Below are 22068 nucleotides of genomic sequence, written 5' to 3' on the forward strand. Positions count from 1 at the left end.
TTTCTTCTGCTCAGAGCGCCCGCAGTGGTGAGTGGATTGATCTTCACGTGCAGCCCTTGTGCTGCCGGAGTTGGGTGCTATGGAAAGCTATATCCTCGACTGGGCCAATCTGCTGTTGCGGTGGCTCCACGTCATTACTGCCATCGCTTGGGTGGGCTCGTCGTTTTACTTTGTATTTCTGGACAGCAGTCTGACGCCACCTACCGATGAAGACCTGAAAAAACAAGGTGTCAGCGGTGAGCTGTGGGCCTTGCACGGCGGTGGTTTTTACCACCCGGTCAAATTTGCGGGCGCACCGCCCAAGCTGCCCGATCACCTGCACTGGTTCTATTGGGAAAGCTACACCACGTGGCTGTCAGGCTTTGCGCTGCTGACGGTGTCATACCTGTGGAATGCCAACATCTACCTGGTCAACCCAACGAACCCGATCATGTCTTCCAGCACGGCGATTGTGGTGGCGCTGGCCTTTTTGGTGGTGTTCTGGCTGCTGTACAACGCAGTCTGCCGCCTGTTCGGCGAGAAAGAGGGCGGCGACGGCATTGTGGGCGCACTGGTCTTGGTGCTGGTGTGTGTGGCTTCGTACCTGGCCTGCCATCTGTTTCCCGGCCAAGCGGCTTTCTTGCTGGTAGGAGCCATGCTGGCCACGTCCATGAGTGCCAACGTGTTCTTCTGGATCATTCCTGGCCAAAAGAAGATGGTGGCATCTATCAAGGCGGGTGAGCCAGTCGACCCCATCCATGGCAAGCGCGGCAAGCAGCGCAGCGTGCACAACACCTACTTCACGCTGCCCGTGTTGTTTGCCATGCTGTCCAACCACTACGGCTGGTTGCACAGCCATCCGCAAAACTGGCTGGTGCTGATTTTGATGATGTTTGCGGGTGCTGCCATTCGCCAGTTCTTCGTCATGCGCCACGGCTACAAGCTCGGTCGCAATCCCCATCCGTGGAAGTACGCCGCCATAGGTGTGGTGGTGTTGCTGGGGGTGATCGCCTGGCTCAAACCTGCTCCACCTGCGGCAGTGGCGGTTAACCCTGCAGTGATTGCTCCAGTGGGGCAGTCCGTGCTGCAAGGCGAAGTCGTGGTGGTGGAAGAAAAGCCAACCTCTGGCGCAGATGCAGCACCTGCAGGCAGCTATGAAAAAATTCATGCGGTGATGCAGCAGCAATGCGTGGTCTGCCACAGCGCCAACACCATTGCGCAAAAGAACGTCAAGTTTGACACCCCTGAGGAAGTCAAAAGCCATGCCCAGCAGATCTATCAACAGGTGGTGCTGCTGCGCAAAATGCCGTTTGGCAATCCTGGCGCTTTGACGGATGCAGAACGCGAAGCCTTCAAGCAATGGTTTGAAAACGGTGCACCTGCCCGCTGACGGGGGTTCAACCCGTAGCCACACCCGCAGCCATGCGCTGCGGGTTTTTTTATGCCTGCGGCAAGCGGGGTGTGCAAGGCTGCCGTGCGCGCAGGTAGATCCAGTGAACGCGGGTTGTAACTGCATCAAATTATTGACATGGCTCAACACGATATGGCAGGTGCTGCTGCACAGTGCGTAACCATGTTCCACATCCCATCTTTTGATCCATTGGCTCAGGCAGAAGTGGTTTCTGCCGGTCAACTGCTGCGCCAGCGAGGCACGCGCCCTGACTCCGTTCTGTATCTGGACAGCGGATGTGTGGTGCTGGGCGTCAGAGGCGAGGGTCAAATGCGCCACCAGCTGGGTGTGGTGGAAGGCCCTGCCTGGCTGGACGCTGCTTTTGCCCTCACAGGCAAGCCTTGCGGCGTTGACATGGTGACTGACTCCCGTGTTCGCCTGCGCCGTATTTCGCTCAGCTCTTTTCAGAGCAGTCTGGATGCTTTGCCCGATACCGTTGCCACTTTGGTGCGTGACATGGCGCAGGGGTACTGCCAGCAAACCGAAACGGCGGTGAGCCGCTTGGCGCAAGATGCTGAAACACGCTGTGCCCAGTGGCTGCTGCGCCATGCCCAGCATGACGTGAATGGCACACTGCGCGTGACGCTGAACCAGCGCAAACGCACCATTGCAGCCCAGCTTGGGATTGCGCCAGAAACCTTCTCGCGTGTGCTGCGTCATCTGCGTGAACATGGACTGATTGCGGGTACAGGCAATGTGTTGAATTTGCCCCAGCCCAGTGCACTGCAAAGCGTGGCGGGTATCTAGAGTCTGAAAACTAGACAAGCAAGGGGCCGCAAGGCCTCTTTTGCTTTGAGGCGCTTCTCTTTTCGTGCTGTCAGTGCTTGTCTGGCAAGGGTTCCACCCGTATAGAGCGGGTGCAGCGCATGCCTATAGTGGGGCGTGAACCGAAAGATTTCTTTTGCTAAACAACCGCCTGACGGCAGCCAATCGAGCTGGTATGGATTGCGCGCGGCTGTCTGCGTGACGGTGGCACTGGTTGTGACTGCCATGGCGTTGTGCGGTTTTTTTCTGGTGCGTGTGTTTGATGCCCGTACACAGGAGCGTCTGGTTGCTTTTCAAAGTCTAGAGGCTGATTTGTGGGCGCGCATGCTGACGGCACGCGTGGAGGCACACCAGCGTTTGCTGACCTCGATTGCGCAAGGCGTACATACCAGTTTGCTGGACAAGCCCGAGGTGCTAGATGCGCTGATGCAGCAAGACGGCTCCATGCTGCGCTTGTTTGAAAGTTTGCATGTTGCGCTGCCCACGGGCTCTATCAGCAACCATGGTGCGGTGGGGGCTGTGGCGGAGGTCGATACACCGGGGCTGGATGCCTTGCGGCGCACCATTGCCGATGGCAAACCCACGGTCTCTTTTGTTCAGTCGGTAGAAGATGCACAGCACTTGCGGATGTTGCTCAGTGTGCCCATAAGGCGCACAGATGGCAGCGTCTCAGGGGCCTTGGCCGCCATAGTGAAACTGCCTTTGGCGGCGTTGATGCCAGAGCTGGTAGAGCCCGATCAAGGACTGCAATACATGTTGCTGGACAGTGAGGGGCTGGTGCTGGCGCATTCGGATGCGACGCAGCGCTGGAAAAATGTCAGCGATGTCATGGGCGTGCATGCCAGTGACTGGAAAGCCTTGTCAAAGCCATCCTCACCCAATGCCGATACCCGCATCTGGGGCGAGTTGCTGGCCACCCGTGTGGGGCTGCCTTTGCCGCAGTGGCAGGCGGTGGTGCTGAGAGACATGTCGGCAGACAAGCAAATGGACCAGGGTTTGCCACTCAAAGTCTGGGCAGGCCTGGGCGGCGGGGCGTTGTTGCTGACGCTGCTTGCGGGGTGGATGCTATGGGGCTGGTTGGCGCCGTGGCCTAAGAAAACTGGGCTGAAAGTACATGGTGTGCAGGTGCAGCCAGAGCATGAAGATGTGTTTGAAGCGCAAGAGCAAGACACCAGCTCAGCACAGCCCCAGATCATCCAGGCAGGTGCAATGGCCATGTTTGAGGGGGTACCTTCGGCCATGCTGCTGGAGCAGGATGGGCAGGTCATTGTGGCCACACCGCTGGTGGCGGTGATGCTGGGCTACTTTGGGCAGGATGCCGATCAACTCACGCTGGCGCAGCTGGTGGAAAGCCCCGGGGCCCTGTCAACGGTGCGACAAGCGCTGGAAGAGCTGGGCAGTTACGAGGGGGCGCTGCAACTGCGCAAGAAAGATGGTGACTGGGTGCTGGTCAAGGTATTGGCATGGTCGTCTTCGCAACTGCCCTCAGCCACGCTGTGGCGTTTGCATTTGCCCTGGCGCCAGCAGCGCGGCGCCCCCCTGCCTGCCGATGCACATGTCTGGCGGGACGGGCTGACGGGTTTGCCCAATCGGGAAGCTTTTATGTGGGAGCTGCAGTCCTGGGTGTTTGACAGCATGCAACCTGTGAAGTCAGACCCGAGCAGTGCCATGGTGCGGGTGCCTTCACAGGGCTGTTTGCTGTTTGCAGACGTGGACCATCTGGGGATGATGAACGAAGTGACCTCCCGCGAGATGGGCAACAAGATACTGCGCCATATCGGACGCTTGCTGGCCAGCCAGACCCAGCCCCTGGGGAGTCTGGCGCGGCTGGGAGGCGATGAGTTTGCGGTGATGCTGCCGGGAATCAGCCTTGCACATGTACAAGGTCTGGGCCAGGCTTTGTGTGATGCGGTATGGCGCTGGCAGCCCAGCTGGGGCGGGGAGCGCCACTGGGTCAGCATCAGCATTGGGGTGGTGGCAGTGGATGCGCAGCGACATACGCCAGAGCAGGCGCTGCGTGCCGCCGACATGGCCTGCTACGAGGCCAAACGCCGTGGCCGCTGCCAGGTGGCAGTTGGGCAAATTACGGCGCACCCCACACTGGAGGTTTAGCGCTGCAGCGATTGCAGCACGTGTTCGGCTGTAGCCGGTGCCTGCAGCTGAACCACACCGGTTTTGCCTTGCTGCTGCCGGGCGCTGGCAATGGCATTGCGCAGTGCCTCGTACACGCTGATGGCCAGCATGAACGGTGGCTCGCCCACCGCCTTGCTGCCCCCTACGTTGTCTTCGCGGTTGGGTTCGTTGAACAGCTCCACCTTGAAGTGCTCGGGGATGTCGCCCGTGGCGGGGATCTTGTAGGTGCTGGGTGCGTGCGTGGTCAGCACCCCCTTGTCGTTCCACACCAGTTGCTCGGTGGTCAGCCAGCCCATGCCCTGGATGAAGCCACCCTCTACCTGGCCAATGTCAATGGCTGGATTGATGCTGCGCCCCGCGTCGTACAGCACGTCAATGGCCAGTACCTTGGACTCGCCAGTGAGCGTATCAATCGCCACTTCGGTGCATGCCAGACCATAAGCAAAGTAGTAAAACGGGCGACCGGTGAGGGTGGCTTTGTCGTAATGAATCTTGGGCGTACGGTAAAAGCCGTCGCTCCACAGCTGAATGCGGTTGGCATAAGCTTCTTTGACCACTGCATTGAAGGGCCGTGAACCGCTGGGAGAATGAATCAAACCACCTGAGAACGTGATGGCACCAGCCCCGCAATTGGCCAGGCCCGCCACAAAAGCGGCCAGGTTGTTGCGCACCTTGCCTGCCGCGTACTGGGCGGCACGGCCGTTCAGATCGGTACCGCTGCTGGCAGCGGTGGCGCTGGCGTTGGGTACTTTGCTGGTGTCGCTGGCCGTTACTTGCACCTGCGACAGCGGCACCCCCAGTTCATCGGCCACGATCTGTGCGACTTTGGTGTTCAGGCCCTGGCCCATTTCGGTGCCGCCATGGTTCACCTGCACCGTGCCATCTGTGTAAACGTGCACCAGCGCGCCTGCCTGATTGAACAGGGTGGCGGTAAAGCTGATGCCGAATTTGACCGGCGTAATGGCCATGCCGCGTTGCAGGACGCTGTTTTGCGCATTCCAGGCAGAAATGGCTGCTAGCCTTTGCTGGTAGTTTGCATTCTGCTCTAACTTTTGCGTCATGGGCAGCAGGATGTTGTCTTCTACCTTCATCTGGTAGTGGGTGATGGCGCGTGGCGATGTGGCATCTGCATCGTAGTAATTGCGGCGGCGTACCTCCAGCGGGTCCAGCCCCAGCGTGTGCGCAATGTCTCCCATGATGGTTTCAATCACGATGACGCCCTGCGGTCCGCCAAAGCCACGGAAAGCTGTGTGGCTCTGCGTGTTGAGTTTGCAGCGGTAAGAGGTGATGCTGACATCCGACAGGAAGTAGGCGTTGTCGGCGTGAAAAATGGCGCGGTCGGCCACGGGGCCAGACAAGTCGGCGCTGAAGCCGCAGTGCACCGCCATTTGCAGCTTCAGGCCGGTGATCAGACCGCTGGCATCAAAGCCGACATCCCACTCATACGAGAACGGGTGGCGCTTGCCGGTAATCATGAAGTCGTCATCACGGTCCAGCCGTAATTTGATCGGGCAGGCAAACTTGCGTGCAGCCAGTGCAGACCACACCGCCAGATGACCTGCCTGCGTCTCCTTGCCACCAAAGCCACCGCCCATTCGGCGGCACTGCACGGTGACCGCATGCGCGCCCACGCCCAGTGCGTGGGCCACCCATTCCTGCACTTCACCGGGGTGCTGGGTGCTGGAATGCACCACCCACTGGTTTTGCTCGCTGGGAATGACGTAAGCAATCTGCCCTTCCAGATAGAAGTGCTCCTGCCCGCCCACTTCCAGCGTGCCTTGCAGGCGCTGTGCGGCGCGGGCCAGACCCGCATCGGCATCACCGCGCTGCACGTGCACCGGGGGCAGTACAAAGCTCTGTTGGGCAATGGCAGTTGCGGTGTCCAGCACGGCGGGCAGCGGCGTGATGTCAGCGACCACCTTGCGTGCAGCGCGGCGCGCGGCCATCACGCTGTCTGCCACCACCAGGCCAATGACTTGGCCCACGTGCCAGACCTTGTCGAGCGCGAAAATCGGTTCATCGTGGCCAAAGGCCGCAAGGATGGGGTCGCCCGGAATGTCAGCTGCCAGCACCACGCCACGCACGCCGGGCATGCGCAGCGCTTCGCTGCTGTCTACGCCATGCAGGGTGCCGTGGGAGATGGTCGAGAGAATGGGCGCGGCGTACAGCGTGCCGCGCAGCTCGGGCACATCGTCCAGATAAGGGGCCTGACCCAGTACCTGCGCACGGGCGCTTTCATGGATGCTGGATTGGCCGACCACGGCAGTGGCGCTGGTGGTGGTGCTCAGCACGGTAGTGACAGGGGCCTTCATGCGCAAACCTCCACGCGGATGTCTTCCAGCGATGCGCTGGTGTGGCCCTGGCTCTCCAGCCAGAAGCGCTGCACCAGACTGCCCAGCACATGGCGGCGGTAGTCGCCGCTGGCGCGCATGTCTGAGATGGGGCTGAACTCGGTCTGCAATACGGTGGCTGCAGCTTGGGCCGTAGCCTGCGTCCAGGGCTGGCCGAGCAAGGCGGCCTCTGTCTTGACTGCGCGCGCGGGTGTGGCGGCTACCCCGCCAGCGCCAATGCTGGCATGTATGACCACGCCGCCTTGCACTTGCACGTTGAGCACCAGGCACACGGCCGAGATGTCGTCGTCCTGGCGCTTGCTGATTTTGTAGGCGCGCAAATAGGTGGTGTGATCGGTGGTGCCGGGCAGTGGCACATCAATGCGAGTGACCAGCTCGTCGGCGGCCATGACGTTCTGGCGGTAGCCGGTATACAGCGCCTGCAGGGGCAGGCTGCGCTCACCGCGCACGCTGGCCAGTACCACCTGGGCGTTCAGTGCAATCAGCAGCGGCATGGAGTCGCCAATCGGCGACCCATTGGCCACATTGCCACCCAGCGTGCCGCTGTTGCGCACGGGCAGTCCGGCAAAGCGCGCAGCAAATTTGTGCAGTTGCGGCCACTGGGTTTTGAGCGCGGTGAATGCTTCTTGCAGCGTGGCGGCGGCACCAATGCGCAGGTGCCCATGGGTTTGTGCAATCACTTTCAGCTCGACAGCGGCGGTGACGTCCAGCACCATCTCGAAACGTTTGTGCTGCTTGGTCACCCACAGGCCCACATCGGTGCAGCCTGCCACCACTTGCGCCTGAGGGTGTTGTGATCGAATTTGTAGCAGCTCACGCAGACTGTGTGGGCGTTTGTAATAGTTTTGTGCTTCAAAGCTATTGTCAGTAAGCGCTAGTAGCTCTAGTTTTTGTAAAACCACAGGAGCGTTGACGGTCGCAGGTGGCAAGCTGGCCATTTGCTGTGCAGCATCCAAGATAGGGCGATAGCCGGTGCAGCGGCACAGGTTGCCTGACAGCGCCTCTTGCGCGCCCTGACGATCCAGTGTGCTGCCGCAGGCGTGGTTCTGGTACATGCCAAACATGCTCATCACAAAGCCCGGAGTGCAGAAGCCGCATTGCGTGCCGTGGCACTGCACCAGCGCCTCCTGAACGGGGTGCAGGTCTTTGCCCTCGGGCAGTTGGATGTCGGGGTCTTGCGCCAGATCTTCTACGGTCCACAGCGCCATGCCGTCAATGGAGTGTGCCAGTCGAATGCAGCTGTTGATGGCTTTGTAGCTCAGTTGGGGTTTGCCGCTGGCATCGCTCGTGCGTTCACCCAGCACCACGGTGCACGCGCCGCAGTCACCTTCGCCGCAGCCTTCTTTGGTGCCGGTGCAGTGCAAGTCTTCGCGCAGCACCTCCAGCAAAGTACGGTCAGGTGGAACGTTGTGCAGTGTCACGGGCTGACCACCGCGCAGAAATTGGAGAGGGCGTGAGGACATAGGCTTGCAATCTGGCGGTTTTTTGGCGATTAAGCCACTCGAACACGGGGATGGCATATAGACTTCTGTATGCAGTCTATGCGTTTAAAGCAATAAAGTCGGCGGTGGTGTCGCCGTTGACGATATGCTGCAATTTGTATACAGACGCTGTAAGCAATTTTCGTGCAAGGCTATTGATTCCTTTGAGCTGCCTTGTGATGGTTAAACTTCCTGACCTTTTTTCTTAGACCTTTTGCCGCAACATGAGCTTTTCTAACTTTTTGCGACGCGCCAAAAGCTCTCTCAATTTCTGGTCAGCACCCGTGCAGCTGGCATCTGATTCCCCTGAGTTCCATATTGACGAAGTTTCCGAGCGAGTGGCCAAGCTCCAGGCTCCCAAAGCCAAAGAGCCTGCGCAATTTCACTCTCTGGTCAAGCTGGCCCCAATCCCTGTACCGCGTGAGGTGCGCTGGGAAAGTCAGGCCATATATATGGGGGCATGGGCTGGAGTCGCAGTGCTTGCATGGGGGGGCTTTCAAGTACCTGCAGACTGGTTGCTGTGGTATGGCGCTGCCGCTGTCCTGATCTTTGCGATGCTTTTTCGCATTGAAGGTCCGCGTACACGGGCTGAGCGGCTGCAGCGTGAAGCAGAAGTGCAGCGCTGTCATGAAGCCTATTTGCAGGCAGAGGCCCATTTGAAGGCCGTGCTCAGCGAAGGCTTCAATGAGCGGATGGAAGAGCTCAACAGTATCCGTTCGACGTACGACGATGCTTGCCGCGCTCTGGGGTCGGTGGATCCGGGCAAGAACAGCAAACTGCTTGCAGCGCTTGCGAATCCGTCACGGACCGAAAAGACAGAGGAAGATGAGCTGATGGAGCAAATGTCGCAGATGGAGCGAAAGATGCTGAAGTTGGTGGATGAGCTGGAGGATTACTCTGATGTCCACAAAGTAGCGATCGATGAGGCCATCATGGCGCGCCATAACGCTCGACTGGCGTACTGGCAGGCCAAACTGGACGAAGCTGCATTAACGGGTGAAGCCGTACAGCAACATTGACAACCGAATAATCCCTGCCCTTGTGGCACCAACGTATTGGCATACTGGGTCGCATTCGCGGCCCTTATTTCTTTCATGCGAGAAGCCACGCTTTTAGAAAAAATAGATCTGCACTTGATACGCGTGCTGCACACGGTGATTGCCGAAAGCAGCGTCTCGCGTGCAGCAGTGCGTCTGGGCATGCACCAGCCGGCGGTTTCTACGGCGCTCAAGCGCTTGCGGGATTTGTCGGGGGACCCCATTCTTGTGCGCTCGGGCAGTGGCATGCAGCCCACCGATGCAGCGCTGAGCATGCTGGAGCCTGCGGCCGCCATCTTGCAAGCCGCAGAAAACTTGTTTACCGAGGCGCGTGCATTTGATCCACGCGTGGCAACGCGAACCTTCCGTATTGCTGCCAGCGATTACCTGGATCCCCTGTTCCTGCCCCAACTGGTTGCGCACCTGAAAAAGCAGGCCCCGCTGTGTACGGTAGAGATCATGGCCTTGAACCATGATGTCGATTACAGCGGGCAATTGGCCCAGGGCGATGTGGATATCGTGATCGGCAACTGGCCCCAGCCCCCGGCTGAGCTGCGCATGGCGCAGCTGTTTGCCGATGACACGGTATGTCTGGTCAGCCACAAGCACCCGGCAGTGCGCCGGGGCTGGAAGGCCAAAGAGTGGCTGGATGCTGAGCACATTGCGCCGATGCCGACCCACCCTGGCGCGAAAGGCGTCATTGACGAGGCGCTGAATGCACTGAATCTGCGTCGCAACATTGCGGTGCGCTGTGCGCACTTTGGCTTGATGCCTCAAATGGTGGCATCGAGCTTGCTTGTGCTGACGACAGGCCGGCAATTTTGTGAGCGCTATGCCGCGCAGCTGCCGCTGGCAATTTTGCCGCCCCCAATTGCGCTGCCGCAAATGCGCTACTACCAGCTGTGGCACGACCGTACGCACCACTCCAGTGCTGGTGTCTGGCTGCGAGAAGCTGTAAAGAATACTGCCATGAAGCTATAAAAAATATAGCTATTAAATTAAGCCAAATCTGCTTCTGAGTAGGTTTTTCACAAGATTTATTGAAACTGAAACAATCTCGCGCATGAATTCCCCTCAATCCATCCCCACGCCCGGTGCCGTGCCACCGCGCTTGCAGCTGGTGGGCATTACCAAGCGATACCCGGCCGTGGTGGCCAATGACGGGGTATCGCTGACGGTGCAACCCGGTGAAGTGCACGCCGTGCTGGGTGAAAACGGCGCAGGCAAGTCCACGTTGATGAAGATCATCTATGGCACGGTCAAGCCTGATGAAGGCCAGGTGCTGTTTGATGGCAAGCCCGTCAATATCCGCAATCCCCAAGAGGCACGCCAATACGGTATTGCGATGGTGTTCCAGCACTTCAGCCTGTTTGACACGCTGACCGTTGCTGAGAATGTCTGGCTGGGACTGGACAAGCGCATGTCTTTGGCTGAGGTCACAGCACGCATCGAATCCAAGGGCGCTGAATACGGCATGGATATTGATCCCTTGCGCCCTGTGCACACCCTGTCTGTGGGCGAGATGCAGCGTGTGGAAATTATTCGTGCCCTGCTGACTGACCCGCGTGTATTAATCCTGGATGAGCCAACGTCCGTGCTCACACCGCAAGCGGTGGACAAGTTGTTTGTGGTGCTCAAGAAGCTGGCCTCGCAAGGCTGCTCTATCTTGTACATCAGCCACAAGCTGCACGAAATTCGCGAGCTGTGCACCGCCTGTACCGTGCTGCGTGGCGGCAAGGTCACGGGTTACTGCAATCCACAAGAAGAAACGAATGCCTCGCTGTCGCGACTGATGATTGGTGCCGAGCCACCAGCGCTGCAGTACCGTGAAGTAAAGACCGGCAGCGTTGTGCTGCATGTCAATGGCCTGAGCCTCAAAAAGCAGGACCAGTTCGGCGTGGACCTGATCGACATGCGGTTTGAAGTGCGTGCTGGCGAAGTGCTGGGCATTGCCGGAGTCTCGGGCAATGGCCAGCGCGAGCTGCTCTATGCGTTGTCAGGCGAAGACACGCGAGCAGCGGCACACATGATCGAGGTGGCTGGCAAAGCTGCAGGGCGCCTGAACCCCAGGCAGCGCCGCCAGTTGGGCCTGCACTTTGTGCCAGAAGAGCGCCTGGGCCGTGGTGCCGTGCCCACCATGGGGCTGGCACACAACATGCTGCTGACGCGTGATGACGCGGTGGGCAGGGGCGGCTGGCTGAACATTGGCAAGCTGCAGGTGCATGCGGCAGACATCATCCGGCGTTTTGGTGTCAAGGCAGGAGGGCCGAACGCGCCGGCCAAGTCGCTCTCCGGCGGTAACCTGCAAAAGTTCATTGTGGGCCGGGAAATTGATGCAAAGCCCAAGCTTTTGATTGTCTCGCAGCCCACATGGGGCGTAGATGTAGGGGCCGCAGCGCAGATTCGTGGTGAGATTTTGGCGCTGCGCGACGCTGGCTGTGCGGTGCTGGTGCTCAGCGAAGAGCTGGACGAGTTGTTTGAAATCAGTGACCGTTTACACGTGGTAGCCAAGGGGCAGTTGAGCCCCTCGCTGCAGCGTGCAGATGCCACGCTGCAGTTAGTGGGTGAATGGATGAGCGGTTTGTGGAATGCCGATGTGCAGCAGCACCTGGCCCAGGTTGAAGCAGAAAACGGAGGCACGCAGCATGTTTAAGCTCGAACCCCGTCCTCAGGTCTCCAAATTCTGGACCTATGGCGCACCCGTCCTGGCGCTGTTGATCACGGTGGCGATAGGTGTGATGTTGTTCATTGCTCTGGGCAAAGACCCGGTCAACGGCCTGCAGGCATTTTTCTGGGAACCTATCAAAACAAGCTATGCCCTGGGCGAGCTGGTGATGAAGGCCACGCCTTTGCTGCTGATTGCGCTGGGCTTGTCGGTCTGCTTTCGCTCCAACATCTGGAACATTGGCGCAGAGGGGCAGTTTGTCATTGGTGCTGTCACGGCAGGCGGCGTAGCGCTGCTGGCAGACAAAAGCACCGGTCCCTGGATTGTTCCGGCCATTTTGCTGGCCGGAGTGCTGGGTGGGATGTTCTGGGCAGGCATCGTGGCATTTTTGCGCGACAAGTTCAACGCCAATGAAATCTTGGTCAGCCTGATGCTGGTGTACGTCGGTACGCTGGTGCTGGGCTATCTGGTCTATGGCCCCTGGAAGGACCCCATGGGCTACAACTTCCCGCAGTCCAAGGCATTTGAGCGCGTGACGCAGATTCCCAAGCTGATTGAAGGCACCCGCGTGCACATTGGCACGCTGCTGTCGTTGCTCGGTGTGGCTGCACTGTGGGTGTTTTTGTTTCGCACCAAGGCCGGCTTTGCCCAGCAAGTGGGCGGTATGGCGCCTGCAGCTGCACGCTACGCAGGCTTTTCGTCGCGCCGCGCGCTGTGGACGGCGTTGCTGATCTCTGGCGGCACTGCCGGCTTGGCGGGTGCGCTGGAAGTGGCAGGCCCCATTGGGCAACTGACCCCATATGTACCTGCCGGCTATGGCTTTGCCGCCATCATCGTGGCCTTTGTCGGCCGTCTGCATCCTGTTGGCATGATCTTTTCGGCAATTTTGATGAGCATGTTCTATATCGGTGGCGAGCTGGCGCAGTCGCGTTTGGGCTTGCCTAAATCTTTGACTGGCGTGTTCCAGGGGCTGTTGCTGTTTACGCTGCTGGCTTGCGATACCTTGATTGCCTATCGTGTCCGCTGGGTAGCCGCTAAACCTGCAGTGAAGGGAGCGCCGTAATGGATGCGTATGCATTGCTGTTTGCTTCAACGCTGAGCGCTGGCACCGTGCTGGCCTTGGCTGCGATGGGGCTGCTTATCAATGAAAAAGCGGGTGTGATCAATCTGGGTGCTGAAGGCATGATGCTGTGCGCAGCGCTGGCCGGTTTTGCTGCCGTGGTACATACCGGCAGCACGTGGATAGGTTTTCTGGCAGGGATGGGCGCTGGTGCTTTGCTGGCCGCCATCTTTGGCGTGCTGGTCATCTGGCTCAATACCAACCAGTCGGCCACCGGCTTGGCACTGAGCCTGTTTGGCGCAGGATTTTCGGCATTCGCTGGGTTGAACTATGTTCAGGCCAAGATGCCAGAGTCGCCCAAGTATGCGATTCCCTATCTGGCTGATCTGCCTGTGGTGGGCCCTGCCTTGTTTCGCCACCATCCCCTGGTGTACGGGGCCATCATCATTGCGGCGCTGCTGGTGTATTTCCTGTATCGCACGCGTGCGGGCCTGGTCTTGCGCTCGGTGGGTGAGTCGCCAGAGTCTGCCCATGCGCTGGGCTACAACGTGCGCATGATCCGCTTGGGCGCTGTCATGGCCGGTGGCGCACTGTGCGGTCTGGCAGGCGCTTATGTGTCAACGGTCTACACGCCTTTGTGGGTGGAGGGCATGGTGGCTGGCCGCGGCTGGATTGCCTTGGCTCTGACCACTTTCGCCACATGGCGGCCAACGCGAATTTTGCTGGGTGCCTACTTGTTTGGTGGCGTGACCATGTTGCAATTTCACCTGCAGGCCTCGGGCGTACACATTGCCAGCCAGCTGCTGAGCATGCTGCCTTATGTGGCGACCATCGTCGTTTTGGTGCTGATTTCGCGCAATCCTGCATGGATTCGTGCGAATATGCCGGCTTCGCTTGGAAAGCCGTTTTACCCGGGCTCTTAAACAGAGCTGACAACCATGACGCTGTGCTCTGGCAAAGGGCACGCAAAGCGCAAGGCGGGCTTTTCAGGTCCGCCTTTTTTATATCCATGTCGAGGAAACACACATGTCCCAACTGCACAAACGCACCGTGTTGAAGATGGTGGCCCTGTCGGCCATCACCATTGCCACTTTGGCCGCTTGCGGCAAGAAAGAAGAAGCCGCTCCTGCTCCCGCTGCAGCACCTGCTGCAGATGCTGCTGCCAAGAGCGAACCGCTGAAGGTTGGCTTTGTGTACGTCAGCCCCATTGGGGACGGCGGCTGGACATTCCAGCACGAGCTGGGCCGCAAGGCGGTGCAAGACAAGTTTGGTGACAAGATCGCGACCTCGTTTGTGGAAAGCGTGGCTGAAGGTCCAGACTCCGAACGCGTCATGCGTGACATGGCTGCGCAAGGCAGCAAGCTGATTTTTGCAACCAGCTTTGGCTACCAGGAGTATGTGCAGAAACTGTCCCCAGAGCTGCCAGAAGTGAACTTCCAGCACGCAACGGGCTACAAGCAGTCTGCAAACAGCTCGACCTACGACGCCAAGACCTTTGAAGGCGCGTACATGGCCGGTATCGTGGCTGGTGCCATGAGCAAGACCAAGACCATTGGTGTCGTCGCTTCTGTGCCAATCCCTGAGGTGGTGCGCAACATCAACTCGTTTGTTCTGGGTGCGCAGAGCGTCGATCCCACGATCAAGGCCAAAGTGGTGTGGGTGAACTCCTGGTTCAGCCCACCCCAAGAAGCAGAAGCGGCCACCAGCCTGATCAACGGTGGTGTGGACGTGATGTACCAAAACACCAACTCTCCTGCAGTGCTCAAGACAGCAGAAGAGCGCGGCGTGTACGCCTTTGGCAAGGACGGCGACATGAGCGCCTACGCACCCAAGGCTCACCTGGGCTCTGCCGTGATTGACTGGGCGCCTTACTACACCAAGGTGGTGCAAGATGCGCTGGACGGCAAGGTAGAAAACGGTCAGAACTTCTGGTGGGGCGTCAAGGAAGGCGCGATGGATCTGGTGAAGATCTCTGACGATGTCCCGCAAGAGATCAAAGACAAGGTTGCCGAAGTGCGCAAGGGCCTGAAGGACGGCACATTCCAGATCTGGAAGGGCCCTTTGAAGGACAACACAGGCAAGGAATTGCTGGCCGATGGTCAAGTGGCTGATATGCCGTTCATCACCAGCATCAAGTTCTATGTGAATGGCATTGAAGGCAACGTGCCCGGCGCAGGCAAGTAAATTTGCTTCATCACAAGGGCGAGCTGCCCTTGCGTGGTACCAGGGCCTCCCGTTGAACGGAGGCCTTTTTTGTGGCTCAGGCGCGCATGGAAAGTGTCTGCGCTATACCCCCATTGCGTATGAAATGGCATGCATCTTGCGATTGAGCATGAATGCAACGCCGCAGCCTGCAGCCGCACGTGAATTGACCGGTTGTGAAACAGCAGCGCTAGGATGTGCCTGTTTCGTAAAAGCGCAGCTGTTTTATGCAACCATCACGCCTTTGGCAGTGGTTGCTTGAAGTGCTGGCTCAAAAGGCTGGGCGCAGGTGTTGCTGCAATGGTTTGCTTACTCCCCGATCCAAAAGGATGATTCATGACTGATCTGAACAAACGTTCCATGTTCAAGCTGGCAGCTATTTCGGCGCTGACCGTGACTGCTTTGGCTGCTTGCGGTAAGAAAGATGAACCTGCTCCAGCGCCTGCCGCAGCCCCCGCTGTAGAGGCCCCCGCCAAGGCTGAGCCGCTGAAGATTGCTTTTGCTTATGTCGGCCCTGTGGGTGATGGTGGCTGGAGCTTTGCGCACGATACGGCGCGCAAGAAATTGCAGGAAGTCATGGGTGACAAGATCGTCACTTCCTATGTGGAAAGCGTGCCCGAAGGCCCCGATGCCGAGCGTGTGCTGCGCGATCTGGCCAGCCAGGGCAACAAGGTGGTTTTTGGCACAACGTTTGGCTACATGGACTCCATCCAGAAGATTGCGCCAGATTTCAAAGATGTCAAATTCGAGCACGCCACCGGCTACAAAACGGCTGACAACGTGCGCACCTATGACAGCCGTACCTACGAAGGCGCTTACATGGCGGGCGTCATTGCCGGTGGCATGACCAAGACCAACACCTTGGGCATCGTCGGTTCCGTGCCAATTCCTGAGGTGATTCGCAACATCAACTCCTTCACGATGGGTGCCCAGTCGGTCAACCCCAACATCACGACCAAGGTGGTGTGGGTGAACGAATGGTTCAGCCCTCCCAAGGAAACAGAAGCAGCCACCAGCCTGATCAACGGTGGCGCCGACATCCTGTTCCAGAACACCGACTCGCCTGCCGTGCTCAAGACCGCTGAAGAAAAGGGCAAACGCGCTTTTGGCTGGGATTCTGACATGACCGCCTACGGCCCTAAAGCCCACCTGGGCTCGGCCATCATTGACTGGTCGCCTTACTACATCAAGGCCACCAACGACGTGCTCAACGGCACGTGGACCTCGGGTCGTGCATGGTGGGGTGTGCAAGAAGGTGCCATTGACCTGGTATCGCTGGCTGACGACATTCCTGCCGAGCTGAAGGCCAAGGTTGATGAAGTGAAGGCTGGCTTGAAGTCTGGTTCGTTCAAGATCTGGAAGGGTCCGCTCGCATCTAACGATGGCAAGGAAATTTTGGCCGACGGCGCTGTGGCTGACGATGCCTTCCTGTCGGGCGTGAACTTCTACATCAAGGGCGTAGAAGGCAAGGTTCCCGGCCAGTAAGCCATCACCAACGAGCCTCTGACTGGCTCGGTTATTGCAAGGGCAGCCTGTGGGCTGCCCTTTTTTTTGGAAAGATCGCGGTCTATGAAAACAACTGTGACAGTGATCCCCATGATGGAAAAAACCCAATGGCATCCCGTAGCCCTTTCGAGCGATGTGCAGCAAGGCCCTGTGGGCGTGCGTTTGCTCGACGAAGATCTGGTGCTGTGGCGCGATGCCGAGGGTGTGGCCAACGCTTTTGTGGACCGCTGCCCGCACCGGGGTGCACGCCTGTCGCTGGGCCGTGTCAATGAGGGCAACCTGGAGTGCCCCTACCACGGCTGGCAATTTGCCGACAGTGGCCAGTGCGTGAAAGTGCCTGCTGTGCCCAGCTTTACGCCTCCACCCCAGCATTGCGTCAAATCGTTTGGTGTGCAGGAAGCCTGCGGCCTGATCTGGGTGCAGTTGCAGGCCGCTGATGTGCCCCTGCCTGCGTTTGAAGCCGAAGGCGATGCGCGCCTGCGCAAAGTCAGCTGCGGCCCTTACGACGTGGCTGCCAGCGCACCGCGCATCATTGAAAACTTTCTGGACATGTCGCACTTTGGATTCGTGCACGAAGGCTGGCTGGGCAGCCGCGATGCGACGGAGATGTCGCCCTACAACGTAGAAAACACGGCGTTCGGTGTCAAGGCCACCAATTGCAAGGCGGTGCAGCCGCTGTCCAATTTGCACTCCACCAAGCCGGCGCAAGTGCACTACACCTACGAAGTCACGGGGCCTTACACCGCGCTGCTGACCAAGATTCCCGAAGAAGGTACGACCAAGGACGGCTGGCGCGAAGCCATTGGTCTGTTCATCTGCCCCATCACACCAGAGAGCAGCCGCGTGTGGTTCCGTCTGGCCGTGGCAGACTTTGAATCGAGCGACGAGCAGTTGCAAGCTTTTCAGCACACCATCTTCACGCAGGACCAGCCGGTGCTGGAGTCGCAATTGCCCAAGCCTTTGCCGCTGGACCCGCGCGCAGAGCTGCATTCCTCGGCAGACCGCATGTCGGCTGCTTACCGCCGCTACCTGAAAGCCAGTGGCGTCACTTTCGGAGTTTGTTGATGACCTACGCAGTGCCCTCCACGGTTTCCCGCATTCCGGCCGATTGCCTGCCTGCGCTGCTGCGCGCCATGCCCAAGGCAGAGCTGCACATGCACATCGAAGGCTCGCTGGAGCCCGAGCTGATCTTTGCGCTGGCCCAGCGCAATGGTGTGCAGCTGCCGTATGCCGATGTGGAGGCGCTGCGTGCGGCCTACGCCTTCACCGATCTGCAAAGTTTTCTGGACATCTACTACGCCGGGGCCAGTGTTTTGCTGCAAGAGCAAGACTTCTACGACATGGCCATGGCGTACCTCCAGCGTGCCGCTGCTGACCACGTGGTGCGTGCAGAAATCTTTTTTGACCCGCAAACCCACACCGAGCGCGGCGTGGCCATGGAGACCGTGATTCATGGCCTTGCGCGCGCCTGCAAGGACGCTCAGGCCCAGTGGGGCATCAGCGCTGGACTGATCTTGAGCTTTCTGCGCCACCTCAGTGAAGAGGCCGCCTTTGACACACTGCATGCCGCGCTGCCTTATCGGGAGCACTTCATCGGTATCGGGCTGGACAGCTCAGAGGTGGGTAACCCGCCCGAGAAGTTTGCGCGTGTGTTTGAGCAGTGCAAGGCGCTGGGCTTTCACCTGGTAGCCCATGCGGGCGAAGAAGGGCCTCCGGCTTATGTCTGGAGCGCTTTGAACGTGCTGCAGGTGCAGCGCATTGACCACGGCGTGCAGTCAGAAAAAGACTGGGATCTGATGCAGCGCCTGGCAGATACGCGCATGCCGCTGACGGTATGTCCGCTGTCTAACCAGAAGCTGTGCGTCTTTCCCGACCTGCGCGACCACAATCTGCCGCGCATGCTGGCCGCTGGGCTGAACGTGACGGTCAACTCAGACGATCCGGCCTACTTTGGTGGCTACGTCAACGAGAACTACCTGCAAGTTTTTGCGGCCACCGGCATGGGCGCTGAGCAGGCCTACCAGCTGGCCCGCAACAGTCTGGAGGCCACCTTTGCCAGCCCAGAGCAGCAAGCCTTGTGGGTGCAGCAGCTTGATGCCTGCTTTGAGAGCATGGCTGCATAAAGAATAGCTGCTAACGTATGCTGGTAAAGGTTTTGAGATAGTTTTATATCTGAAACCTTTGCTGTATAAGCGTTAGCAGCTACTTTTTTAAATTAAAAACACCCAGGTCTAAGCCTGCAGCGCTGCCTTCAGTTGCTCTGCGTAGGCTTGCAGCATCTGCATGCCCGGCTCTTTGCGTGGCCAGGCAAGTGCCATGCCATCGCCTTCATGGCGCGGCAGCACATGCATGTGAAAGTGAAAAACCGTCTGCCCGCCCGCTGCGCCATTGGCCTGAAAGAGGGTGATGCCATCGGGGTCAAACGCCGCTTGTGCGGCCACGGCTACGCGCTGTGCGGTCTGCATGATGGCGGCGGCTTCTTCGGCCGTTAGCTCCAGCACGGTCACCGCGTGGCGCTTGCTGGCGACCAGCACATGGCCCGGGTTGACCTGGCCGATGTCCATGAACGCCACGGTTAGCGCATCTTCATAAATTTTTGCCGCTGGAATCTCGCCCGCCGCGATCTTGCAAAAAATGCAGTGACCGGGTGGGGATGTGTCAATAAACATGGGCATGGCAATCTGTCTCCTGCAGTAAATGGCTGCCATCGTAGGCAGACCGGCCGCTGACCGCCAGTCTGGTTAGTCCGAACGCAGCAAAGGCTACTGAGCAGCGCTAGAATTCGCCCCTTCGCAAGCTGGTTGCTCCATTGGCTTGTGTTTTTCATTTCGGAGCCATGTAGAGGAACACCATGTACAAAAACCTCGCAGCCACGCTCGTGGCCGCTTGTTTTGTCGTCAGCGCATCTGCGCAAACCCCCAAACCCACAGCTTTAGCCAGCCAGGCACCGCTCAAAGCGGCGTTTGTCTACGTCACGCCTGTACTGCCTGCGGGCTGGACGCGCCAGCACGAAGAAGGTCGCCTGCAACTGGAGCGCGATCTGGCTGGCAAGGTGCAGACCACGGCGGTGGACAACGTGGCCGAAGGCCCTGATGCCGAGCGCGTGATTCGCGATCTGGCGGCGCAGGGCAATCAGCTCATCTTCACCACCAGTTTTGGCTATATGGAGCCGACGCTGCGTGTGGCGCGTGAGTTTCCGAACGTCAAGTTTGAAAACATCACGGGCTACAAGCAGGCCGACAACGTGGCCACGGCCAATGCCCGCCATTACGAAGGGCGTTACCTGTCGGGCGTAGCGGCAGGCCGCATGAGCAAGACGGGCGTGGCCGGTTTTGTGGCCGGCTTTCCCATTCCGGAGGTGGTGCAGGGCGTGAATGCCTTTGTGCTGGGCATGCGCAGCGTGAACCCCAAGGCGCAGGTCAAGGTGGTGTGGCTGAACGCCTGGTTTGATCCCGCACGTGAACGCGAGGCCGCCATGGCGCTGATGGACCAGGGCGCTGATGTGCTGTCCTTTCAGGTGGCGACCACAGCAGTAATGGCAGCGGCGCAAGAACGCGGCAAGATGGCCATCGCCTTTCACTCCGACATGCGCAAGGATGCGCCAGATGCCCAGTTGCTGGCCATCACCCACCACTGGGGCAACTACTACGCTGCGCGCGCCAAGGCGGTGCAAAACGGCACGTGGAAGCCGGGTGACACCTGGGGAGGCGTCAAAGACGGCATGGTGCGCGTAGAGCACTTTGGCCCCAAGCTGCCGCAAGCCGTGCGCGCTGAGGTGCTGGCACGCCAAAAAGAAATGGCCGCAGGCAAGCTGCAGCCTTTCCAGGCCGTGAAAGCCGCGATTCGCGACAACCAGGGCAAAGAGCGCATTGCCAGGGGCACGCAGCTTACTGACGAGCAGTTGCACCACATGGACTGGCTGGCAGAAGGCGTGATTGGCAGCGTCAAGTAACGCGGGCCTGTGCGTGCGGGCGGTAAATACTTAGACTGTGCACAGCGATTACGCCGGAAAATCAGGAGCGCCTTGCGCACGTGATTGCTAGGCTTTGGCATGATTCATGCGTAAAAAGCAATCAATATCAGCGCAAGCTGCTCCCGAAATGTGTGCAACCGTAGAGAGTGCCGTGTTCATGAAAATCTACCGCAGTGCCTTGCTCCGTTTTGCCCCAGATGGCAGCCCCGTGTATGACAGCGACGGGCTGCTGGCGGTAGCGCCAGACGCCAAGGGCCAGGAGCGGGTGGTTGCAGCAGGCAGCTGGCAGGCGCTGCAAGCGCAGTATGTGAACCAGCCGGGCGCAGCGCTCATCGCCCTGCCGGGCCGGCTGATTGCGCCCGGTTTTGTGGACATGCACATCCACTACCCGCAAACCGATGTGATTGGCGCGCCGGCCGATGGCTTGCTGCCATGGCTGGAGCACTACACCTTTCCGCATGAATCGCGCTTTCATGACCGGGCCTATGCCGACAGCGTGGCCACATTCTTTCTGGATGAATTGCTGCGCAACGGCGTAACCACGTCGCTGACCTTTGCCACCTCGCACCCCGCATCGGTGGATGCCATCATGCATGCCTCACAACAGCGCGGCATGCGCATGATGGCAGGCAAGGTGCTGCAAGACCGCAACAGCCCGGATGGCGTGCGCGATGACACCGAGCAGGGCTTGATCGATACCGAAAACCTGATTGAACGCTGGCACGGCGTAGACCGTCTGGGCTATGCCATCACCCCGCGTTTTGCGCCCACCAGCACGCCCGAGCAACTGCGCGGGGCGGGTGAGCTGGCGGCCAAGTACAAAGATGTGTGGGTGCACTCGCACGTTTCAGAAAACCTTGATGAAATCCGCTGGGTGCGCCAGCTGTATCCGCAAGCGCGCAGCTACCTGGATGTGTACAACGGCTTTGGCCTGATGCGCGAGCGCGCCGTGTACGCCCATTGCATCTGGCTGGATGACACCGACCGCGCCCTGATGCGCGAAACCCGCACGGCTGCGGCCATCAGTCCGACCAGCAACCTGTTCTTGTCCAGCGGCTACTTTGATTACTTGAAAGCCGATGCTGCAGGCTTGATGTATGGCCTGGCCAGCGATGTGGGCGGCGGCATGAGTTTTTCACCATTTCGCACCATGCAGGCAGCCTACATCGTAGGCCGTGAGCAGCACAGCAAAGCGGGCTTGAGCCTCAAGCCCGCCCACCTGTGGTGGCAGCACACGGCAGGTGCGGCCAGGGCGCTGGGCCTGGAGGGTGTGATTGGCAATTTGCAGCCCGGCTGCGAAGCAGATTTTGTTGTCATCAACCCTGCCTGCACCCCGCTGCTGGCGCGCAAGACACAGCAAACCGCATCGCTGGATGAGCTGCTATTTGCCATGATCGTGCTCGGGGATGACCGCTTGATTGAGCAAACCATTGTTTCTCAAGCAAAATAGCACCATTGCGCTGATA

At 59.2% G+C, this 22068-nt stretch carries 17 protein-coding genes; 14 read left to right on the forward strand and 3 right to left on the reverse strand.

The annotated features are described in order from the left end of the window. Positions 1 to 79: 79 nt before the first annotated feature. The 3 genes from IB213_RS04180 (at position 80) to IB213_RS18345 (ending at position 4306) form a co-directional block, all read left to right on the forward strand. Entirely contained in the window at positions 80 to 1369 is a 1290-nt protein-coding gene (locus IB213_RS04180) for a urate hydroxylase PuuD (protein WP_192405495.1), read from the forward strand. 183 nt (positions 1370 to 1552) lie between these two features. Then, positions 1553 to 2176: a Crp/Fnr family transcriptional regulator gene (locus IB213_RS04185; RefSeq protein ID WP_191723686.1), complete on the forward strand. Its 624-nt coding sequence runs from the start codon at positions 1553 to 1555 to the stop codon at positions 2174 to 2176. Between the two features lie 135 nt (positions 2177 to 2311). Continuing rightward, positions 2312 to 4306: a sensor domain-containing diguanylate cyclase gene (locus tag IB213_RS18345; RefSeq protein WP_192405496.1), complete on the forward strand. Its 1995-nt coding sequence runs from the start codon at positions 2312 to 2314 to the stop codon at positions 4304 to 4306. Here IB213_RS18345 and xdhB read toward each other — a convergent pair. After that, on the reverse strand, positions 4303 to 6639 hold the full coding sequence (xdhB, locus tag IB213_RS04195; RefSeq protein WP_192405497.1) for a xanthine dehydrogenase molybdopterin binding subunit: 2337 nt from the start codon (positions 6637 to 6639) through the stop codon (positions 4303 to 4305). The two genes, IB213_RS18345 and xdhB, sit on opposite strands and share 4 nt — an antisense overlap. Further along, positions 6636 to 8141, reverse strand: coding sequence for a xanthine dehydrogenase small subunit (gene xdhA, locus IB213_RS04200; RefSeq protein ID WP_192405498.1), 1506 nt, complete (start codon positions 8139 to 8141; stop codon positions 6636 to 6638). The genes xdhB and xdhA overlap by 4 nt, the downstream gene beginning before the upstream one ends. 242 nt (positions 8142 to 8383) lie before the next feature. Here xdhA and IB213_RS04205 point away from each other — a divergent pair, with 242 nt between their 5' ends. From IB213_RS04205 to IB213_RS04245, 9 genes are all read left to right on the forward strand, one after another. Beyond that, positions 8384 to 9178 (forward strand): hypothetical protein, encoded by a 795-nt coding sequence (locus IB213_RS04205; RefSeq protein WP_191723549.1) that lies wholly within the window; start codon positions 8384 to 8386, stop codon positions 9176 to 9178. Between the two features lie 75 nt (positions 9179 to 9253). After that, a complete protein-coding gene (locus IB213_RS04210; RefSeq protein ID WP_191723550.1) occupies positions 9254 to 10177 on the forward strand; it encodes a LysR family transcriptional regulator in 924 nt (307 codons plus the stop codon). Between the two features lie 82 nt (positions 10178 to 10259). Beyond that, on the forward strand, positions 10260 to 11849 hold the full coding sequence (locus IB213_RS04215; protein WP_191723551.1) for an ABC transporter ATP-binding protein: 1590 nt from the start codon (positions 10260 to 10262) through the stop codon (positions 11847 to 11849). Then, complete coding sequence (locus IB213_RS04220) at positions 11842 to 12924, forward strand: ABC transporter permease (RefSeq protein ID WP_191723552.1); 1083 nt, start codon at positions 11842 to 11844, stop codon at positions 12922 to 12924. The genes IB213_RS04215 and IB213_RS04220 overlap by 8 nt, the downstream gene beginning before the upstream one ends. Beyond that, on the forward strand, positions 12924 to 13844 hold the full coding sequence (locus IB213_RS04225; RefSeq protein ID WP_191723553.1) for an ABC transporter permease: 921 nt from the start codon (positions 12924 to 12926) through the stop codon (positions 13842 to 13844). The genes IB213_RS04220 and IB213_RS04225 overlap by 1 nt, the downstream gene beginning before the upstream one ends. A 103-nt stretch (positions 13845 to 13947) precedes the next feature. Next, positions 13948 to 15105: a BMP family ABC transporter substrate-binding protein gene (locus IB213_RS04230; protein ID WP_192405499.1), complete on the forward strand. Its 1158-nt coding sequence runs from the start codon at positions 13948 to 13950 to the stop codon at positions 15103 to 15105. Between the two features lie 354 nt (positions 15106 to 15459). Further along, positions 15460 to 16608 (forward strand): BMP family ABC transporter substrate-binding protein, encoded by a 1149-nt coding sequence (locus IB213_RS04235; RefSeq protein ID WP_192405500.1) that lies wholly within the window; start codon positions 15460 to 15462, stop codon positions 16606 to 16608. A 111-nt stretch (positions 16609 to 16719) separates the two neighbouring features. Next, positions 16720 to 17694, forward strand: coding sequence for an aromatic ring-hydroxylating dioxygenase subunit alpha (locus IB213_RS04240; protein WP_191723687.1), 975 nt, complete (start codon positions 16720 to 16722; stop codon positions 17692 to 17694). Continuing rightward, positions 17694 to 18752 (forward strand): adenosine deaminase, encoded by a 1059-nt coding sequence (locus IB213_RS04245; protein ID WP_191723556.1) that lies wholly within the window; start codon positions 17694 to 17696, stop codon positions 18750 to 18752. The genes IB213_RS04240 and IB213_RS04245 overlap by 1 nt, the downstream gene beginning before the upstream one ends. A 108-nt stretch (positions 18753 to 18860) precedes the next feature. Here the strand turns inward: IB213_RS04245 and IB213_RS04250 are convergent, their stop codons facing one another. Then, entirely contained in the window at positions 18861 to 19304 is a 444-nt protein-coding gene (locus IB213_RS04250; protein WP_191723557.1) for an HIT family protein, read from the reverse strand. A 176-nt stretch (positions 19305 to 19480) separates the two neighbouring features. Here IB213_RS04250 and IB213_RS04255 point away from each other — a divergent pair, with 176 nt between their 5' ends. Together IB213_RS04255 and guaD are read left to right on the forward strand one after the other, a co-directional pair. Further along, on the forward strand, positions 19481 to 20581 hold the full coding sequence (locus tag IB213_RS04255; RefSeq protein ID WP_192405501.1) for a BMP family ABC transporter substrate-binding protein: 1101 nt from the start codon (positions 19481 to 19483) through the stop codon (positions 20579 to 20581). Between the two features lie 178 nt (positions 20582 to 20759). Further along, the gene (gene guaD / locus IB213_RS04260) at positions 20760 to 22052 is read left to right on the forward strand and encodes a guanine deaminase (protein ID WP_192405637.1); all 1293 of its coding nucleotides are present in this window, start codon (positions 20760 to 20762) and stop codon (positions 22050 to 22052) included. Positions 22053 to 22068 lie beyond the last annotated feature (16 nt).

Origin of the sequence: Comamonas sp. CMM02 (genome assembly GCF_014851485.1) — a bacterium.
In the GTDB taxonomy this organism is placed as follows: Bacteria; Pseudomonadota; Gammaproteobacteria; order Burkholderiales; family Burkholderiaceae_C; genus Comamonas; species Comamonas avium.

Bases quoted from the DNA above. Each gene is read 5' to 3' on its own strand.
- IB213_RS04240 (WP_191723687.1), top strand. From the start codon at position 16,720: ATGATGGAAAAAACCCAATGGCATCCCGTAGCCCTTTCGAGCGATGTG.
- IB213_RS04225 (WP_191723553.1), top strand. From the start codon at position 12,924: ATGGATGCGTATGCATTGCTGTTTGCTTCAACGCTGAGCGCTGGCACC.
- IB213_RS04215 (WP_191723551.1), top strand. From the start codon at position 10,260: ATGAATTCCCCTCAATCCATCCCCACGCCCGGTGCCGTGCCACCGCGC.
- IB213_RS04235 (WP_192405500.1), top strand. From the start codon at position 15,460: ATGACTGATCTGAACAAACGTTCCATGTTCAAGCTGGCAGCTATTTCG.
- IB213_RS04250 (WP_191723557.1), bottom strand. From the start codon at position 19,304: ATGCCCATGTTTATTGACACATCCCCACCCGGTCACTGCATTTTTTGC.
- IB213_RS04210 (WP_191723550.1), top strand. From the start codon at position 9,254: ATGCGAGAAGCCACGCTTTTAGAAAAAATAGATCTGCACTTGATACGC.
- IB213_RS04245 (WP_191723556.1), top strand. From the start codon at position 17,694: ATGACCTACGCAGTGCCCTCCACGGTTTCCCGCATTCCGGCCGATTGC.
- xdhB (WP_192405497.1), bottom strand. From the start codon at position 6,639: ATGAAGGCCCCTGTCACTACCGTGCTGAGCACCACCACCAGCGCCACT.
- IB213_RS04180 (WP_192405495.1), top strand. From the start codon at position 80: ATGGAAAGCTATATCCTCGACTGGGCCAATCTGCTGTTGCGGTGGCTC.
- IB213_RS04205 (WP_191723549.1), top strand. From the start codon at position 8,384: ATGAGCTTTTCTAACTTTTTGCGACGCGCCAAAAGCTCTCTCAATTTC.
- IB213_RS04220 (WP_191723552.1), top strand. From the start codon at position 11,842: ATGTTTAAGCTCGAACCCCGTCCTCAGGTCTCCAAATTCTGGACCTAT.
- guaD (WP_192405637.1), top strand. From the start codon at position 20,760: ATGAAAATCTACCGCAGTGCCTTGCTCCGTTTTGCCCCAGATGGCAGC.
- IB213_RS04230 (WP_192405499.1), top strand. From the start codon at position 13,948: ATGTCCCAACTGCACAAACGCACCGTGTTGAAGATGGTGGCCCTGTCG.
- IB213_RS04185 (WP_191723686.1), top strand. From the start codon at position 1,553: ATGTTCCACATCCCATCTTTTGATCCATTGGCTCAGGCAGAAGTGGTT.
- xdhA (WP_192405498.1), bottom strand. From the start codon at position 8,141: ATGTCCTCACGCCCTCTCCAATTTCTGCGCGGTGGTCAGCCCGTGACA.
- IB213_RS04255 (WP_192405501.1), top strand. From the start codon at position 19,481: ATGTACAAAAACCTCGCAGCCACGCTCGTGGCCGCTTGTTTTGTCGTC.